Below are 17,219 nucleotides of genomic sequence, written 5' to 3'. Positions count from 1 at the left end.
ATTCCAACCAGTACACCAAGCGCATAGACAGGCCTGCGGCGCCGGTCTATCTCCCCACATCGTTCAGGTAATACCTTTTAGGGAAGTCGGAGCGAAATAACCCGGCCAGGTAATTACCGCTGTTGAGCGCTACGTTTTTACCCCGCTCCCACCTTCGCTTCATCCCGAAATAATGCCGGTATTCCAGCGCCAGGGCCGGGTCGAGGTAGAAATTCGACAACCAGCCCATACTCGAGGAGTAACCCAGTCCGCCGGAAAGCGTGAACATGCCTTGCAAATGGAGGGTCTGGTGGCGCCCGATCGGATGTTCATACACACCCCCGGACTCAGCAAGGTCAGTTTGATAACCGATGTTACCTCGTACTGCGCCCGGCAGGTGAGGGATAAAGCCACGAGTGACAACGAAAGTATAGAGATGCGCATCCACAATAATACTTCGGCGCACGACGAATTACATGCTAAAGACGATCAACTGCATAAACCGGCGGCTTACCCGACAAAAAACGGGGTTGAACGACTATTTGCCGTTCAACTTGTCTCCCGCCGTTATCACGGCCTGGTTTACAGCCTTCACCTTATCAACTTCCATTTTTTCCACAGCACGATCGTAAGTAAGCAGGCCGTTCACCTCGTGCTCCACGTCCGTGGTTTGTGTATATATCGCTGCGCTGAGGCCCCGGTATTTCATGAGTTGTTCCACCTGGTCCATCAGCAGTACGTATCGGTCAGACAGTGCCGTTCTCGTAGGTTCGTACCCATATGCATTGTTCTCTACCGGCCACATATGTCCGCGAACGAAGAGGCCCAGGCCGCCGTATTCGCCTAACGATGCCGCACGTTTACTGTCTGGCTGCGAAGCGTCGTTCGGGCCAATGTAAATATGCGTATCCACAAAATCGCCGTTGCCCGGATCTCCGTAGGCTTCCCGGTAGCCGGGATTATTGTTGAAGCCCGAGTTGCCGTTAACGAGCCGTGAGGGATCGTATTTTTTCACCCAGTCGGTAATTTCGCGTACATCAAAGGCGCCCCAGTTTTCATTGAAGGGCACCCATGTTATAATAGAGGGGGAATTATACAGATCGTCTATAATAGCTTTAAGCTCTTTGCGGAACGTGCTGCGTACCTTTGCTGTGTCTTCGTGCTGGTACCAGATGGCGGGCATATCCTGCCATACCAGCAATCCCATTTTGTCTGCCCAATAATAAAACCGTTTGGGCTCTGTTTTCATGTGTTTGCGAATCAAATTGAACCCGGCCCTTTTCGTGAACTCAATATCATATTTGAGGGCTTCTTCCGTGGGAGCGGTGAGGATACCGTCGGGCCAGTAGCCCTGGTCCAGCAGGCCCACCTGCATAACAAAGCGGCCGTTGAGAAGCGGCCGCACCACACCATCTATCTTACCCAATTCCACAGAACGCATGCCGAAGTAGCTCGCCACCTGATCGGTCACCTTGCCGTTTTTATCGTGCAGGCGGAGCTGTAAATCATACAGAAAAGGCGTTTCGGGCGTCCAATAACGGGGATTATTGATCGGAAGGTAAAACTCGGTACCGGCATTGCCTTTGGCTTCTGCCACGACCGTTTTGCCGTCGAGCGCTGTTGCCGACACCTGTGCTCCATCTGCCTCTACCACCACTTTTAACCGGTTGCGTACCAGGTCTGGCAGCAGCCGGATGCTTTTAATATAGCTCGTGCTCACCGGCTCAGCCACACCGGTTGCCAGATGCCTGACGTAAACGTATAGTCGCCCCGTGGCCCGTTTTTACCGGATGGCGTACGCCCGTCGTTCGGATCGTGTGCCGCCACCACCAGCGTATTGCTACCGGCTTTGAGGAACGAAGTAATATCAAAAGTAAAGGCATCATAACCGCCGGCATGCACCCCGGCCTTTTGCCCGTTCACAAATACAGTGGCGTCATGGTCGACTGCTTCGAAATGCAGCAATACCTGTTTACCTTTCCAGGAGGCCGGCAGCTCGAACGTTCTGCGATACCACATATTTACTTCCTCGTTGCGCGCTATACCCGAAAGAACAGATTCCGGGCAGTACGGCACCAGTATCTTTTCCACTTTTCCTTCAAAGCTGATGGGCTTTTCCGGCTGCAAAGCCGATGCAAGCTGTTTGCCGCCGAGGTAGTCCCATTTACCGTTCAGGCACAGCCAGTCGGCACGCTGCATTTGCGGTCGTGGGTATTCGGACAGGGGCAATGCCGATTCCATGGCGGTTTTGGTCCATTTGGTGGGCAGTTTCGGAGTTTGCGCAAAGGCGCTTATGCTGCATACGATGAGCAGCAGGAATTGGAGATTGGTTTTCATGTAAGCCTATTTACGGCTTATTTTCCGGAAATAATAATCTGCTTGATCAATGGCGTCAGGTGGTAATCACGAAAGCCTTCAGCTCCGCCATCTTACCCTCGCGGAACGTCCATACGTCACAGTATTCATAATCAATCAATTGCCCGGCGTCATTCTTCATGCTGATGGTGCCCAGGGCCGTCACGAAATCACCTTCCGCAATCAGCTGTGCGACCATAAACTTCGGCGGTTCTTTATATGCTTTTGCCATGTATTGCCGAACGGCCTCTTTGCCACGCAACGTCTGATCGCCGACGAACGTCCATACCGTATCATCTGTACAAAAAGCAAGAAACCCCTCATTGTCGCCGCTGCTGACAGCGGCGTTTGCCTTTTCAAGAATTGCTTTATTATTCATGTTGATAAGACAAGAAAATGTCATGCCGTTTCCGCATACACTGTTTCATTTTGAACAATTAAACAGCGCTGAATTAGGGCGGTCCTTTGCATGGTGCAGGAAATCCAACGTATTTATACAGTAGAAAGCCTCGCAAATCGCGCGGCTTTCTCTTAACGCATTACCGTCCCGCCCGTATCAGATCCAGCGTATACTGTATCTCCGGGTCCACATTCGCCTTAATGTATCGCTGAAAAGCTTCGAACGTCAGTTCCCTGTCCGGCACACAGCCCCGACCATTGTCCTGCTGCGCTTTCATGAAGTAGATCTCACTCATCGGCACCGTTAACCTGCATTTAGTTTTTGGCAGCTTATACGTATTAAACCAGGCTGCTGTCGTCGATGCTTCGCCACTACCGGTTTCCGTACCTACCAATAACCCGCGCTGGTTGTTCTTTACCAGGGCGGCAAAGTACGTGGCGGCGCTTACGGTGCCACCGCTGGTGAGCACATACACATTGCCTTTAAAGTTGTTTTTGTCAGGCGGATAGTTGGTAATAGAACCTTCTGTGAGGCGGGCATTACCGTAGTAAAATCCCGCAGTGCTGTCGTAATCGAACCGCTGCTTCAGGAAATTCTCGTTCTGCTTCACTTCCTCCTCGCTCATTTTTGTACCGTACCCGTTCAGCAGGTTGGCCGGATCATGCACTTCGATATTCTTCGTGCGATAATTGAAAACGTTATCAAAGGGCTTTAGCGCCACAAAAGAATACAGCAGGGCCGACATATTCGGGTTACCGCCGCCATTGGAACGAATATCAATGATCACATTTTTAATGTCCCGCTTTTTCACCTCCGAGAAGAAATCGCCCAGTTCCTTGTACAGCGCATTTTCCTGGAGCATAAAGGTCAGCACCGTTAAAATGGCGGCAGATTCCTTGTCAAGGTACTCCTTCGTCACATAACCGCGTTTCAGAAAAGTGTTAAAAGGCAGCTCTCCCAGGTTCCGGTTGTGATAGCCCGTTTTAGCGTCCACAGCAGGGAGCTTTACGGTTACCGGGCCTTTCGCGCCGGCTTCTTTATACACGACCTCGTAGCTGGCCGCATCCGGGAACACCAGGCTGATGAACAGGCTCAGGTTCGTACCCGTGCGGTCGGCGCCGGTTTTGATAAAGCCATCGCTGTAGGTAGCATAACCGATTTCGCTCAACACCTTTGCCGCCGGCATTTTATTAATACTCAGCAACTCCGCGCCAAACGGGATTGCCGCTCCTTTGGCGTTCACGATTATCTTATCCTTAAACGTGGTGGTGGCGAGCGGAAAATGGTTAATCGCATAAAACATATCGATCACATGCTCTTCGTCATAATCCAGCTTCAGGTGCACATCGTTGAACAGCTGCACCGGCGAATAACGCAGGGCGCTTAACAGCGAAGGGTCTCTATCGAGCCGCGTCATCAGGGAATCCATCTTGCGGTTGAACGTGACGGTGTCGGTAAACTTGTAAGGGTTCGGGTGCTGCCGCTTCAACAGGTCCACCGCATATTTAAAATCATCTTTCAGGTCTTGCTTCGTAAACCCGGTAAATGGTTGCTCCTGGGCCATGGAAGCTGTGGTCAGCAGGGACATAACAATCCCTGAGGCAAAAAATTGCTTCATTGCTAATGGTTAGTTTTAATAGTTATCGCTTATTAATCAGGTCGATAATGCCTTCGTTTTCGATGATCATCATCCCCTGCCGGTCTTCGGTGATGCCTTCCCGCAAGGTATAGGTGTACCTCGGCACATTTCCTTCCAGCACCGTAGGCATGAAACGGAACTGCACGTTCGGCAGGCTTTTCAGTGCCTCGCCCACTTCTATAATATGGGTGGATACGATGAACAGGCAGTTATTATATTCGGCGAACCCCTGGGTCACCGCCAGGGTGCCATCAAAGGCATCTTTCACATTCGTTCCCTTAAACAATTCATCGAACATCAGCAGCAGGTGTTCACCGGTAGCCGCAGCCAGCGCTGCATCCCTGACCCGTACTACTTCCGCATAAAAATGGCTGTATCCCATGGCAATATTATCGGCCACGTTAATGCTGGAAAAAATTCCCTCACGTACGGAAAAAGTCATTTCCGCCGCCGCCACCGGGAAACCGATATGCGCCATGTACATGCCTATACCGATCGATTTCATCCAGGTAGATTTACCCGCCATATTTGCGCCGGTCAGGAACAGTACATTGCTTCCTTCTTTCATGTTGATATCGTTACCCACGGCTTTGGCAATGCACGGATGCCGGAGCGCCCGGGCATGAAAGCTATTCTCCTCCTTGTTTACCGCCCGTGCGTAACAAAAATTCCGTTCAAGCGCCACCTGGCTAACAGCGATATATACATCTGTTTCTGCTATAAATGCCAACACGTCTTTCATGGCATCGTTATGCTGCGTACGCAACAGGAAATCGTATTCCGATACCGTTTGAGTTGACATCGATTTGTAAATATCACTGTCCAGCACCTTCCGGATATCTTTGTGGTGCATGATGGACAACAGGGCTTCCACCCGCTGCTGTATCGGGCTATTGCCCCGTTTCAGCAACTCCAGCAACCCAAAACACTTTTGCAGCGTCACGATGGTGGCCTGCAGTTGCAACAGGGTATTTTTATACCGGCCGTCTTTCGTCAAAGCCGCCAGCAGCTTCTGCGTAAACGTATCCACGGTAGTGGCCAGCTGCGATTTACCGCTGGTACTGTCAATATATTCCCGCATCAGGGCTACCTGGTCGGCTTCAAAAGGAAAAGAAAAACCTTCTTCCCCGAAAAACCGGAATACCGCCACGCGCTGGTTAATCGCCGCAGCATCCGTAAGCGGATGGGAGAACATCTCGTCCATCAGCTTTTCACCAATGCGTGTTTTCACCCGGTTGAACAGATAATACAAGGACCCCTGCCGGAATTTTCCCGGAGGGTTCAGCTCCCCCGTTGATTGACGATCTATTTTGAAACTCATAACTGTTTTAACCGTTTACCACCTTTATTGCCCTGCTTCAGGATATCGAGTATGCCCTCATTATTAATGATGATCATGCCATGCTTGTCATTCGTGACGCCTTCCTGCAACGTATAGGTATACGTTGGCGCAGGTCCGTTCATAATAGTGGGCAGGTAATAAAACGCGGCACTTTCCTTTTTCCGCAATTCATCTGCCGCCTCAATAATATGCGAGGAGATGATGAACTTGCTGTCATGCCGGTTCGTAAAAGCCGTGCATACCGCCAGCGTCCCTTCCAGCGCATCCTTTACGTTCGTACCGCGGAACAATTCATCAAACAGAACAAACAGCGATTTACCCTCGCTGAGTTCCTGCCCGATTTTCTTTACCCGCAGCACTTCCGCATAAAAATGGCTGGCGCCGATGCCAAGGTTGTCCGGCAGGTTGATGGTGGTGTATACCCCGTCCATAACCGAAAACTCCATGGCAGAAGCTGCTATCGGGAAACCCATATGCGCAATGTACACGGCGATACTGAACGACCGCAGGAAGGTAGATTTCCCCGCCATATTCGCGCCCGTCAGGAACACGAGGTTACGCGCGGGGTCCATGTTCAGCGTATTGGCTACTGCGTTTTTCAACAGCGGGTGATATACACCTGCCACTTTCAGGATGCCAGTACCTTTCGGATGCACGGTTGGAAACACCATCTGGTGCTTCGCCGCCACCTGCGCTACCGACACGTACACATCGATGTGATAAATAAACTGCAACAGCTGCAACACCTTTCGCTTTTCTTTGACGCGGATCAGCACATCATAGGCCGTTACCGCAGCGAAAGAGATCCTGCTGCCGGGCTGCTCATTAAAGATGGGTGTAAACGCCGGATCGCTCAACAACGCCGCTGCCGCCAGTCGTTCGGCCGACAGCTCCGTTACCTTTACCAATTCCGGCGACGCGAGGTACTGCCGCAGGGTATGAAAGAGTCCCACTACGGCTGCTATCCCGTTCTGCACTTCTTTTTCCCCCTGTGTTATTTTGGCGCCACTTTCCAGTTGATCATCAAAAGAAATGTACTTCTCCACGCTGTCCAGTGTAGCACCATCAAAAGGGAAACCCGACTTCGTCTTTACAAAAGCAGTAATGATATTGATCCGTTTCATGATCGCCTCACGATCGCTCAGCGGCTGCCGGAACATGGTTTCCATAATAGCCTGTCCGCCGCGGGTAAACGACTGGTTATAGATATCGTAAATGCCCTGTGTATCCGCTTTGGAGAACAGGCGCAAGTCCTCCATCGTCTGCGTATCTGTCTGTAAATACATACTATCTGTTTTTACTTGCGTTTTCTCCGTACCAGTATCACAATACCCACAACCAGCAATAATGCCGGAATACCGTACTGTATGATCAGCTTCAATGTTTTGGCCGGCGTCTTTTTTATCGTGAGCCATACATCCGTCGGCGCCGCAAAGTTTGTATATACCGGGTAACGATTATCCAGTGTAAAACTGTAAAAAGCGTTGCCGTAATCCTTCCCGTTTTGTTTGCCGGACGACATCATATCTGCATCGCTGGAAACGATGATCTTTTGTTCGCGGTTATTTATTTTCCTGGTCAGTTGCAAGCCCACCGGGTACGGCGCTTCCGTACGGTAATCCCCTTCGGCCGCATTAAAAACAGGTGCGGCAGAATCTACCACCAATACACCCCGCTCTACCCAACTCTCCGCATTGTTCGCCAGCGTGGTGAGCTGCTCCACTTTAAACCCGGTGGTATCGGAATAACTTAACAGGCTGGCGCCCGTGATAGCAGTGTAGCAGGCCTTCAATATGCCACACTTATAAAAGAAAAACGGCTCCTCATCTGCCATCTCCGTCCCCTTTTTCGATATGAGTCCGATGAACTTATGTGGCATATCATGCGGGTTCTCCTGCACAATGGTGCCCTCCTCCGCATTTACGCCGATGTGGTTCAGGATGGGATTCATGACAAATTGTTTACCAGGTTCAGCATAAAACATGGCATTACCTCCCTTGTCGATATATTCTTTCACGCTGTCGATAAGGGCTTTATCCAACACGGTTTTCGGGTCAGCAATCACCAATACTTCATCCGGATTAACCCTGCTGCCAGCGATGCTGGATACGGTATCGAAATTCACTCCCAGGTTGATCAGCGCATTACGGACCGACTTGTTCACCGCATGATTACCATATTCCCGCTCGCCGAATTTCAGCGGCGAACGCTCCAGGTGCCCGGTCAGGAATTTGAAAGTGGGCGTGGTATCATTCATTAACCGCAGTAGGCCGCCAGCTACGTTCCGCTCATTCGGAAACATCAGCGGGTCCTGGTACGTCCGCAAAAATGTCTTCTTGCCTTTGTATTCCACCTGCAAGATCAATCCTTTCGACTCCCCCTCCAGGTCAATCATACTACGGATCTCCGCGGGGGTTTTATAAAGGGAGATATCCGTTTTATTCACTTCTGCATATTTCTCCGCGATCTCCTCCAGCGTTTTACCCGGATATGTTTGATATACCGTACTATCACCGGTAATGGTATCATAGTAATAGACATACTCAAACTCCATATTATTGTAAAAACGGCGGTACCTTGCCCAGAAGTCCCACAGGTATTTATTACGTGCCGCGGGCAAACCATTCTGCAGGTTGTAGCCGAAGAGGTTCGCATACAACGTTACCTTCAGCGGCGAACCGTCGAGTTTCGCTACTACTGCCTGCGTATTGGGATGCAGCGTATTGATCTTTGCCCTTGTTACATCATAGTAACCTATAAATCCATGAATCGACGTTACCACCAGCACGCTCACCGTAATGGCAAAAGCTGCCAGGTACCTGCCCCAGGACACGCGCCATGATTTAGACTCCGTAACTGATTTTGTTTTGATAAGGGTACAGACAAGGAAAAAGGCCGTCATCATGAGGAAGTAAAGGATATCGCGTGTCGTTAGCAGACCACCCAATATTACTTCCACCCTTCCTGAGCTGGAGAGATAATACGTAATGTCCCGTACATAGTCAGTTCCCTGGAAGGTCAGGCCTATGGCGGCGAACAGCATCAGCCCCACGAACGTACACAGTGCAGCTACGATCGGGTAAGTGGTCAGACTGGAAAAAAACATGCCCACAGAAACGTACATGGCGGCCAGCAGAAAGAAACCGAGCAACATGGCCGCAAGATGCAGGAATTCCACGTTCCGGATGCTGCAGGTCAACACGACCATGATACCCGTAAACAGGATAATCATAAGACAAACAAAACTGTACACGCCCAGAATTTCCCGAAAATGATCTGCCGGATGCTTATTGGCGAGGAATGCAACAGTTTAACGGTACCTGCGGAGTATTCCCGGTTGATCACCCCCATGGTTAACAGTGGGATAAATAAAAAGAAAATCGTCAACACCCATTCCACGCCCTTTCCAATCACCATGCGCGTGAGCGGAGAAGTAAGAAACCCCTGGAACGCATCGCCCTGCAAATCCATCAACGCATCTTGTTGTACCGCAGTATCTACCAGGTTACCCATCACGATCCCGCCACTGAACATCAGGAAAATGATCAGCACAAACCATGCGATCGGTGAAAAGAAGAAATGCCGTAATTCCGCCCGCGCTATATTTAATATTACTCTCATTACTATAAAGTTGAAGAAGATGATAATTTTTTGAAGGTATCGTCCATCCCTGAAGACTCTGTATGAATGGACGTAAGCCGCCAGTTCTTTTCCGCACTTTTGCGGACGATCCTTTCCGCAAGATCCTCGTTTGGCTGAAACCAGATGCGGCATTTATTGTCCGGCAACAGCTCCACTTTCTGCACATCTTCTATGGCCAGCAGCTCTTCGACATAGGGCATATTGAGCATCCTGGCCACCATGGTATTAGGTGTCAGGATATTGTTGAACGCGTCCAGCGTGTCCGAAAACACCACCTGCCCCGATTCGATCATCACAATTTCCCTTGCCAGCAGGTTCACTTCAGACAATACGTGGGACGATAACAACACCGCACGGTCCTGCGCAATTTCCTTGATCAGTTTGCGCGCTTCAATGATCTGGTTGGGATCAAGCCCATTGGTAGGCTCATCAAGAATTACCACTTTCGGTTTGTTGATGATCGATTGCGCAATGCCCACACGCTGCCGGTAGCCTCCTGATAAATTCCTGATCAGCCGCGAACGCATCTGTGTAATGGATGTTTTTTCCAGTACTTCATCTACCGCTCCTTTGATTAGCTTTTTGTCCATCAGCCTTAACTGCGCCGAATACTCCAGGTACTCCTGCACGGTAAAATCCAGGTAAAGCGGCGCCTGTTGCGGTAAAAATCCGATCTGTTTTTTATAGGCGATAGGATCATCTTTCATACTAAGCCCATTGATCGAAACATTACCTTCCGTTTGCAGCAACGTACCGCAAATAATATTCATGGTGGTGGACTTTCCCGCGCCATTCGAGCCCAGCAAACCGACCACGCCTGTATCGTTGATCTCGAAGTTTACTTCCCGTATGGCCCAGTTACTGGCATACTTATGCGATAGGTTCGTAACCTTTAATATTGGGTGCATACTTATTACTTAAGAAATGAAGACTAGAATTTAATAATGCCCGATGGTTTTCGCTGCAATGGAAAAATTACCCACGTCCGTCCAAATACCTGTTACAAGCATGGAACGCGCCTTGAACAACCAGTCTACATTAGGAATGCTGCTGCCGGCCAACATATTTACTTCCGAAAACGTGGTGAGTACCGTGCCGGTGGCATGGTCCCTGATCTCGAACACGAAATTGTTCACGGAGGTGGCGGCAGGTACTTTTATGAAATCCGTCAATTGTTCGTAAGCCAGGTTGCTAACGATAGTACCCGCGGCGGGCTCCAGCTGCACAACGTCGATAGATCTTTCCGTAAAAAAATTAACGAAGCGCAGGTTCACCACACTGTCGGATACGCTGCGGGCAGGCAGTTTTTCCTTTACGGTTTTCTGTTTTGCCTGGGCCGGACTGCCATACACAAAATGCGTATAGATACCGCCGGGTTCCAGCGCCAGCCTGTTTTGCAGGAACGGTTTTTCAAAGGACAGTGTATCGTAGTTGCGGAACAACCGGATAGACTGGTCAGTTTTGTTGGTCGCGGTTTCAAACACACCTCCGGTGGTGACATACGCCAGCCGGATGTAAGCCTTTGGCCGTGTATCGCCATAATACACGTTAAAAAATGACGTATTGTCATTCAGGCCATTCACGATGGAAAGCGATGCCGGGTAAATCTCGGCGGGGCCGTATTTTTACAGGCTGAAAAAAGCGATACAATAACGGCTGCGAGCAGCCACCCTATTTTATAATTAGTTCGAAACATCTTTACTGGTTTGATGGTGATCATGTTTAATAATACCCCTCATTCTGGGAAAGCTGGTTTGCCCACAGGCGCTCCTCCGGCGGCACCGGGTACAGCAACTGATGCTGGCTCCAGGGTTGTTTGTAAGAAAGCTGCGAAAGTACTTCCGAAGCCTTGTTCGTCCGCTTCAGGTCCAGCCACCGATGCCCCCATTCCGCAAACAGCTCAACGCGTCTTTCCTGGGCAATGGCGTCGGTCACCTGCTGGTCAGTAAGCGTGTAAGGAAGATGATCCAAACCCGCACGATGGCGGATGGCATTCAGGTCATCGATCACATTATTCTTATTGGCCGCGCTTCTCAGCATATTTGCCTCTGCGCGGATGAGATACATTTCGGCAAGCCGCATCACTACATAGTACTCCGATCTAAAACCATCCACCGTGAAGTTGGTCGGGTTGATCTTGTACTTCGCGGGAGACAAACCCGCCGGCACCGAGGATGATCCGGCGACCGTGTAGGTCCGGCGGTCTTGCGGTTATCACCTGTTTCAAATGCATTCACCAGCTGCGGCGTAAGATACTTGCCCGCCATGGAATACCCTTCCGGGGTGGCGTTTCCTCTCACGAAGGAAATATTGGGCTGTTTTAACTGGAAAATCACCTCACGGCTATCAAAGCGAAACACATTACTCAATGGCTCCAGCTGGAACAGCGCTGTTTTACTGATAACGTCGTCTGCATTGCGGAAAGCCTGTTCATAATTTTTTGTATACAGGTACACCCTTGCGAGCATTGCCTTTACGAACCATTTGTTAATGCGGATGCGCTCTGCGTTGTTACCTTCGTATACTTCGGGAAGATAACCGGAGGCTTCCTCGAGGTCATCGATAATTTGTTTATACACGTCGGCTGGATTGGCGGAAGGGAGGTTCTGTGTATTATTAAAATCAATAGATAACGCCAGTGGCACCTTTTCAAACAGGTTAACGAGATAGAAGAAGCCCATGGCTCTTACCGCGAGCGCTTCGCCCAAAGCCTGTTTTCTGAATGCCTCCGTCAGCTCTTTGGAAGGGGAGCTTTTTACACCTTCGATCACGGCATTGGCGTTGAAGATGCTCTTGAAGGCGGTCTTCCACATTTTAACAGAAAAACCGGTATTGACGAGCGTTATTTTAGCTGTCATTTCTACGTAATACTGGTACTGACCATTAAGCGACGGATGGTACAATTCATCCGCGGAGTGACCGGCAGCAAGGGTAATTCCCCCGCACTGAACACGTCCGACCCCGTGAGCCCGCTGACCACTTCCTCTGAGCCTCCATTAATCAGGTAGGAATAAAGACCATTCAGCGCACCTGCAGCCTGCTCATCACTTTGAAAAACCTGGTTGGTGGTGATAGAATTCACCGGGTCCTTGATGTCCAGCATTTTGTCGCAACCCGTTGCCAGTACTGCAGCACCCGTTACGGCTATATAGAAAATGTATTTTTTCATGCGTTTGATTTTAGAAACTAAATCTAAGGTTGGCGGCAATTCTCCGGATCTGTGGCACTCTGCCCAGTTCTATATCGTTTAACCGGTATTGCGTGAGTTTGAAAATTTTGGAAGAATTGATCCCGAACGCCCCCTGTTTCATCCCGATCCGTTTGATCCAGGCAGCGGGCAGCAGGTAGGATAAGCTCAGGTTATCCAGGCTCACATAGGCGCCTTTAGCATAGTAAGCATCCGACCCGAATACGCCGCCGTTATTGATGGTAGAGTATTTGGAATACAGCGCCTTATCGCCCGGTTGTTTCCAGTGCCTGTTCTGGATATCGTCGTACAGGATCATGTTGGTCAGTCCGCCATATCCTGTGTTATTCAGTTCGTCTGCCACCAGCGCGTTTTCAAAGCTGAACTGTGCATCCAGCGACAACACTCTTTTAAAATCTACCCGGAACCCTAATCCACCGAAGTATTTCGGGTTAAGGTCTATCATCTTGTACTGGTCATTCAGCCCGAGGTCCGGGTAATTCACGCCACCCGCATTCGCCGGGGCGCTGCCATCTCCATTATAATCCTCAAAAGCCGGCCTGCCCGTTAAAGGGTTAATGCCTATGTAGTGCAGGAACGCTTTGGACGTTACGGATGCGCCAATCCTGTACATATCCCTGTATGGAGAGTCTTCAAGCCCCTCGAACGCTACCAGCGTGTTTTTGTTCCTGCTGATCTGGAAACGGGCAGACAGCCCCCAGGCAGGTGAATTGAGGATCGTTGCATCCATTATCAGCTCTACACCTTTGTTCCGGATCACCGCCGGCCAGTTGCCCGTCACGGAAGGAAACCCCGTAAATACAGGTGTGGTAATGTCTGTCAGCTGCTTTCCATCTTTGTTGATGTAGAAATTACCTTCCATATTCAGCTTGCTGCTGAATAAGCCAACACGTGCGCCCACCTCAAATTTGCTGGCGCTGGACCAGCTATATTGCTGGTTTACGGGCTGTATTAAGGTGTAGATGGACTGATCGTCATAGTCCTGCAATTTATCCAGGCCGCCCACCGACACATTCGACCAGCGCGAGAGGTACTGGTAATCGCCAACGTTGGCATTGCCCATTACCCCGTAACTTGACCTGAGTTGCGCAAAAGAAAGCCAATCAATATTGGCGCCTTTGAACCAATCTTCGTTAGATATAATCCATGAAGCGCCCGCAGAACCGAAGTTGCCGTAACGCGTGCCCTCACCAAACCGCGAAGAGCCGTCTCTCCTGCCATTCAGGTTCACTATATATTTTCGCTGCCAGTCAAATGACACGGTCGCCAACACGGACGCCATCTTCAGCTGCGCAAGATTATTCGTATTCTGTACCAACTGGGCATTGGAATAGCTCCTGATCAGGTTATCGTTCGCAAACATGAGCGCCAGGATCATGGTATTATCCTGATCGCTGTAGCTGTAATCCGCCGCAAGCGAAGCGCTTACCCGGGCGCCGCCAAACAGTTTTACATAGTTGATTTTCGGTTGTACCAGCAGACTTTTGCCACTTCCCGTACCGTAAATAGCCATACTCATCGCATAAAACAAGGGATCCTTACCGGCCTTCGGCAAGTAGTTGCCGTTCTTGTTATAAAAGAATTCTCCGTTCACGCGCACGCCTGCGGTCAGGTCTTTCATCAATTCATAAGTAAACCCGACACTTGTCTGATTTCTTAACGTGTGGTTCTCGCCCCAGCTCTTTATATCCTTGAACGGGTAATTAGAACTGATCTGGGTGCGGTAGGGCTCAAAGTTAAACTGGCCCTTCTCATCGTAAATCCAGGGTGCGTTGGGGGCAGCGAAAAGAAGTCCATCGTCGCCGCGGTTTCGTTGTCCGCATAGGAACTATTGGAAGACAGTTCCACCGCGAGCTTGCCATCGGGACTACGGTGGTTAAAAGATAAACCTACCGTCAACCGTTTGTTACCCCTGCCCTGGTTGTACATTTCGGTGGTAGACGTGTATCCCACGCTCACCCTGTAAGTATTTTGCAGCATGCCGCCTTCCACGCTCAACTGCACATCATCGGACTGCGCATTTTTGAAGAAAGCCTTCTGCCAGTCGGTGTAAGCCTTCTGGTCCCAGATAGTAAGGTCAGGCGCATTATCGCGGGTGGGCAGCGCGGCATCGTTCAGGAACGCTTCCCTCCTTACCGCGAGATACTGCTCCGTGTTCATGAAATCCATGTAGCGTTGTACGCCGGAAAATATCTTTGAGTAATTAAAATTAAACCTGGTTGGACCGGGCTTTCCCCGTTTGGTGGTAACCATGATTACCCCGTTGGCGCCGCGGGAACCATACAATGCGGTAGCATCGGCATCTTTCAATACATCTACGCTTTCGATGTCCAGCGGATTGATCATATATAGCGGGTGCTCAGACAAGGAGTAACCACCGGGTACCGGCGTAGACCCTGCTCCCGGATTCACGGATAAAGTGGCGATGGGCAAACCGTCGACCACATACAGCGGATCCGTAAACATACTTTGATTGAGCACGTTCCGGCCGCGCAGCTCTACTTTCCTGGACCCGGCAGTATTAGCGGAGGAGCTGATACGAAGACCGGGAATACGGCCTACCAGTACGTCCATTACGTTACCTGTGGGGTTCTTCTCTATATCTGCGGCTTTTACCGTAGCAATGTTGGCGGTGCCTATTCTTTTATTCGTGGTACCCAGCACGGTGACCTGCACCTCATCCAGTTTATTCTGCGACAATACGAGTTCCGCACTGTAGTGATGCAGTTCCAGCATTTGTGCTGTTACGGAAACCTTATGGTCTACATAACCGATAAAGCTGACGCGGAGCTGATCCCCAAGACCAGCTACCACCTTCGTATTGCCGTCGCCGGCTGTCAGGTAATGCTTTTGTGTGGTGAGATTGCTGACGGTGGCGCTTACCAGGGGATTGTATAAGCCGGTATATACGTGCACGTTAATGGTTTCGCCACGGGGGCTCAGCGTGTCGGCCGGCACTACAACCGGCAGCGCATCCTTCACGGATACCGGGATGTTCTTATCGATAATTTTGTAGGTGAGCGACTGCTGCGCAAACACCTTGTCCAGAAATGCCTCCAGGCCAATACCACCGGCATTGATCGTGACCGGCTTCGCGGACGATAATGCGGCGGCTTTGTACAGGAAAACATAATCCGTTTGTGATTCCACGGCGGCGAACACCTTTTCCAGTGAAACATTTTTGCCGTTGAAGTGAATGCTTTGTGAAAGACCCTTTGCTGACACCTGCAGCAGGGCTACGGTAAGGAGGAAAAATGTTAGCTTCATGACTAACAGCGATTTGGTTGAGCTGCGATACCGGGACCGCATGCAATTAATAATACTTTGCATAAATTTGCAGCATAGTCGTCCCTTCACGGGGAACGACGTGTTTAAGTGAACAATAGGCAACCTCTATCCTGATTTTGGTTATTACTTTACTTGAACATCCGCCGGGAGTGTCGCAAGCACTTCCGGTTTCGTTTTTTAGCAAAGTCTGATACAGTCTTTATTTCACATATAGATCATTTCCTTTCAGCTCGAATTTCACATCCATCGTTTCCAGTACTTTCAATACATCGGACAGGTTGGTATCCCGGTGCATTTTCCCTTTGAAGATCACATTTTCAGGTTGGCCGGTGTAGTGTACCTCAATGTTGTACCACCGCTCCAGTTGTCGCATTACGCTATATAAATCGAGGCCATCGAAATTAAAGAGGCCGTTTTTCCAGGCAGTTACCTTGGCGGGATCGATCGTTTCCATCACCGTAAATGCAGCATCCGTCAGCACAGCGGTTTGTCCGGGTACCAGCACTTTAGGGCGGCTGTTTACCGGCGTTACCTTTACGGCGCCCGTCAACAGGGTCGTTTGCATTGCTTGTTCATTCCCGTAAGCATTGATGTTAAAAGAAGTTCCCAATACTTCCAGTTTCATTTTGTCCGTTTCCACCACGAAAGGCTGCCAGCTGCGGTTGGTCACATCGAAAAACACCTCGCCGGTAATCTTTACCCGGCGCTCCGTGCCTTTAAATGCCACCGGGTAGTCGATGGAGGAAGCCGCATTGAGCCATACTTCCGTACCGTCGGGGAGTGTCACGTGGTACTGCCGTCCTTTAGGAGTGGTGATGGTATTCCTGGCCGGCTCGCCTGTGGCGGCCGTGGCATCGTATACCAGTTCGTTATTATTCAGGGATACCGCCGTTCCGCTCTGGGTGGCGATGGTGCCGTCGGCCATGCTGTCTAACACCAGCTGGCTGCCATCGGAGAGGGTAAGGATAGCGCCGTTTTTACCGGGAGGAATATCCTGCGCAACGGCTATATTAATGGTTGGTTTTTGATGAACGAAGATAAAATAGGAAGACACGCCCAGTGCTAATACCAAAACAGCTGCCGCCCAACGCCAGGGATGCAGGGTCCGCACCTTACGTACAGGTTTATCGGCAAGAAACCGTTCCAGCGCTGCTGTTTCGTCGAATTGCGCCATGGCCTGCACGTGTTGTTGTTGCACGGCCTCATCGTTCAGTTCCTCCCACAATTGCCGGTGCGCTTCGTCCGCCGCCATCCAGGCATCCAGCGCCGCCTGCTCGCCAGGCAGCAGCTCCCCTGCCCTCGACCGGGAAATAAGCGATGCAATAGCAAAAGGATCGTTCGGAAAAGGCGTCATGTAGCGTGTCGT

17 protein-coding genes are annotated in these 17,219 nt (G+C 50.4%); all 17 read right to left on the bottom strand.

The annotated features are described in order from the left end of the window. Positions 1-46: 46 nt before the first annotated feature. The 17 genes from MKQ70_RS03365 to MKQ70_RS03285 all read right to left on the bottom strand — a co-directional run bounded on the left by MKQ70_RS03365 (position 47) and on the right by MKQ70_RS03285 (position 17,207). Entirely contained in the window at positions 47-445 is a 399-nt protein-coding gene (locus MKQ70_RS03365) for a hypothetical protein (RefSeq protein WP_248068018.1), read from the bottom strand. A 72-nt stretch (positions 446-517) separates the two neighbouring features. Further along, on the bottom strand, positions 518-1,699 hold the full coding sequence (locus MKQ70_RS03360) for a glycoside hydrolase family 2 protein (RefSeq protein ID WP_248068016.1): 1,182 nt from the start codon (positions 1,697-1,699) through the stop codon (positions 518-520). Continuing rightward, on the bottom strand, positions 1,696-2,316 hold the full coding sequence (locus MKQ70_RS03355) for a sugar-binding domain-containing protein (protein WP_248068013.1): 621 nt from the start codon (positions 2,314-2,316) through the stop codon (positions 1,696-1,698). The genes MKQ70_RS03360 and MKQ70_RS03355 overlap by 4 nt, the downstream gene beginning before the upstream one ends. Positions 2,317-2,371: 55 nt before the next feature. Further along, positions 2,372-2,713 (bottom strand): nuclear transport factor 2 family protein, encoded by a 342-nt coding sequence (locus MKQ70_RS03350; protein WP_248068011.1) that lies wholly within the window; start codon positions 2,711-2,713, stop codon positions 2,372-2,374. A 160-nt stretch (positions 2,714-2,873) separates the two neighbouring features. Continuing rightward, positions 2,874-4,352, bottom strand: coding sequence for a S41 family peptidase (locus MKQ70_RS03345; protein WP_248068008.1), 1,479 nt, complete (start codon positions 4,350-4,352; stop codon positions 2,874-2,876). 22 nt (positions 4,353-4,374) lie between these two features. Further along, positions 4,375-5,694, bottom strand: coding sequence for a MutS-related protein (locus tag MKQ70_RS03340; protein WP_282456190.1), 1,320 nt, complete (start codon positions 5,692-5,694; stop codon positions 4,375-4,377). Next, positions 5,691-7,001 (bottom strand): MutS-related protein, encoded by a 1,311-nt coding sequence (locus tag MKQ70_RS03335; RefSeq protein ID WP_248068002.1) that lies wholly within the window; start codon positions 6,999-7,001, stop codon positions 5,691-5,693. Before MKQ70_RS03335 ends, MKQ70_RS03340 begins: the two co-directional genes overlap by 4 nt. 11 nt (positions 7,002-7,012) lie before the next feature. Beyond that, on the bottom strand, positions 7,013-8,947 hold the full coding sequence (locus MKQ70_RS03330) for a Gldg family protein (RefSeq protein WP_248067999.1): 1,935 nt from the start codon (positions 8,945-8,947) through the stop codon (positions 7,013-7,015). Beyond that, positions 8,944-9,336, bottom strand: a complete 393-nt coding sequence (locus MKQ70_RS03325) for an ABC transporter permease (protein WP_248067997.1) — start codon at positions 9,334-9,336, stop codon at positions 8,944-8,946. The genes MKQ70_RS03330 and MKQ70_RS03325 overlap by 4 nt, the downstream gene beginning before the upstream one ends. A 2-nt stretch (positions 9,337-9,338) precedes the next feature. Beyond that, positions 9,339-10,265, bottom strand: coding sequence for an ABC transporter ATP-binding protein (locus tag MKQ70_RS03320; protein ID WP_248067995.1), 927 nt, complete (start codon positions 10,263-10,265; stop codon positions 9,339-9,341). Between the two features lie 30 nt (positions 10,266-10,295). Then, on the bottom strand, positions 10,296-10,940 hold the full coding sequence (locus tag MKQ70_RS03315) for a hypothetical protein (RefSeq protein ID WP_248067994.1): 645 nt from the start codon (positions 10,938-10,940) through the stop codon (positions 10,296-10,298). Between the two features lie 139 nt (positions 10,941-11,079). Next, entirely contained in the window at positions 11,080-11,439 is a 360-nt protein-coding gene (locus MKQ70_RS03310) for a RagB/SusD family nutrient uptake outer membrane protein (RefSeq protein ID WP_504909704.1), read from the bottom strand. A 2-nt stretch (positions 11,440-11,441) separates the two neighbouring features. Then, positions 11,442-12,215 carry a RagB/SusD family nutrient uptake outer membrane protein gene (locus MKQ70_RS03305; RefSeq protein WP_248067992.1) on the bottom strand — a complete coding sequence of 258 codons (774 nt, stop codon included), beginning with the start codon at positions 12,213-12,215 and terminating at the stop codon, positions 11,442-11,444. A 2-nt stretch (positions 12,216-12,217) separates the two neighbouring features. Next, on the bottom strand, positions 12,218-12,526 hold the full coding sequence (locus MKQ70_RS03300; RefSeq protein WP_248067980.1) for a RagB/SusD family nutrient uptake outer membrane protein: 309 nt from the start codon (positions 12,524-12,526) through the stop codon (positions 12,218-12,220). Between the two features lie 10 nt (positions 12,527-12,536). After that, a complete protein-coding gene (locus MKQ70_RS03295) occupies positions 12,537-14,186 on the bottom strand; it encodes a SusC/RagA family TonB-linked outer membrane protein (protein ID WP_248067978.1) in 1,650 nt (549 codons plus the stop codon). A gap of 62 nt (positions 14,187-14,248) precedes the next feature. Continuing rightward, positions 14,249-15,832, bottom strand: coding sequence for a SusC/RagA family TonB-linked outer membrane protein (locus MKQ70_RS03290; protein WP_248067976.1), 1,584 nt, complete (start codon positions 15,830-15,832; stop codon positions 14,249-14,251). Positions 15,833-16,052: 220 nt separating this feature from the next. Further along, complete coding sequence (locus tag MKQ70_RS03285) at positions 16,053-17,207, bottom strand: FecR family protein (RefSeq protein ID WP_248067974.1); 1,155 nt, start codon at positions 17,205-17,207, stop codon at positions 16,053-16,055. Positions 17,208-17,219: the final 12 nt, after the last annotated feature.

The sequence above is a fragment of the Chitinophaga sedimenti genome, assembly GCF_023156195.1.
Classification (GTDB): domain Bacteria; phylum Bacteroidota; class Bacteroidia; order Chitinophagales; family Chitinophagaceae; genus Chitinophaga; species Chitinophaga sedimenti.
The sequence above is the reverse complement of the archived record's forward strand: the minus strand, read 5'-3'. Positions and strand labels throughout refer to the sequence as shown.

Excerpts from the sequence above, each read along its gene's own strand:
- MKQ70_RS03285 (WP_248067974.1), bottom strand. The coding sequence starts at position 17,207 with ATGACGCCTTTTCCGAACGATCCTTTTGCTATTGCATCGCTTATTTCC.
- MKQ70_RS03335 (WP_248068002.1), bottom strand. The coding sequence starts at position 7,001 with ATGTATTTACAGACAGATACGCAGACGATGGAGGACTTGCGCCTGTTC.
- MKQ70_RS03355 (WP_248068013.1), bottom strand. The coding sequence starts at position 2,316 with ATGAAAACCAATCTCCAATTCCTGCTGCTCATCGTATGCAGCATAAGC.
- MKQ70_RS03305 (WP_248067992.1), bottom strand. The coding sequence starts at position 12,215 with ATGACAGCTAAAATAACGCTCGTCAATACCGGTTTTTCTGTTAAAATG.
- MKQ70_RS03310 (WP_504909704.1), bottom strand. The coding sequence starts at position 11,439 with ATGCGGCTTGCCGAAATGTATCTCATCCGCGCAGAGGCAAATATGCTG.
- MKQ70_RS03350 (WP_248068011.1), bottom strand. The coding sequence starts at position 2,713 with ATGAATAATAAAGCAATTCTTGAAAAGGCAAACGCCGCTGTCAGCAGC.
- MKQ70_RS03320 (WP_248067995.1), bottom strand. The coding sequence starts at position 10,265 with ATGCACCCAATATTAAAGGTTACGAACCTATCGCATAAGTATGCCAGT.
- MKQ70_RS03340 (WP_282456190.1), bottom strand. The coding sequence starts at position 5,694 with ATGAGTTTCAAAATAGATCGTCAATCAACGGGGGAGCTGAACCCTCCG.
- MKQ70_RS03290 (WP_248067976.1), bottom strand. The coding sequence starts at position 15,832 with ATGAAGCTAACATTTTTCCTCCTTACCGTAGCCCTGCTGCAGGTGTCA.
- MKQ70_RS03295 (WP_248067978.1), bottom strand. The coding sequence starts at position 14,186 with ATGAAAGACCTGACCGCAGGCGTGCGCGTGAACGGAGAATTCTTTTAT.
- MKQ70_RS03300 (WP_248067980.1), bottom strand. The coding sequence starts at position 12,526 with ATGAAAAAATACATTTTCTATATAGCCGTAACGGGTGCTGCAGTACTG.
- MKQ70_RS03345 (WP_248068008.1), bottom strand. The coding sequence starts at position 4,352 with ATGAAGCAATTTTTTGCCTCAGGGATTGTTATGTCCCTGCTGACCACA.
- MKQ70_RS03330 (WP_248067999.1), bottom strand. The coding sequence starts at position 8,947 with ATGATTATCCTGTTTACGGGTATCATGGTCGTGTTGACCTGCAGCATC.
- MKQ70_RS03325 (WP_248067997.1), bottom strand. The coding sequence starts at position 9,336 with ATGAGAGTAATATTAAATATAGCGCGGGCGGAATTACGGCATTTCTTC.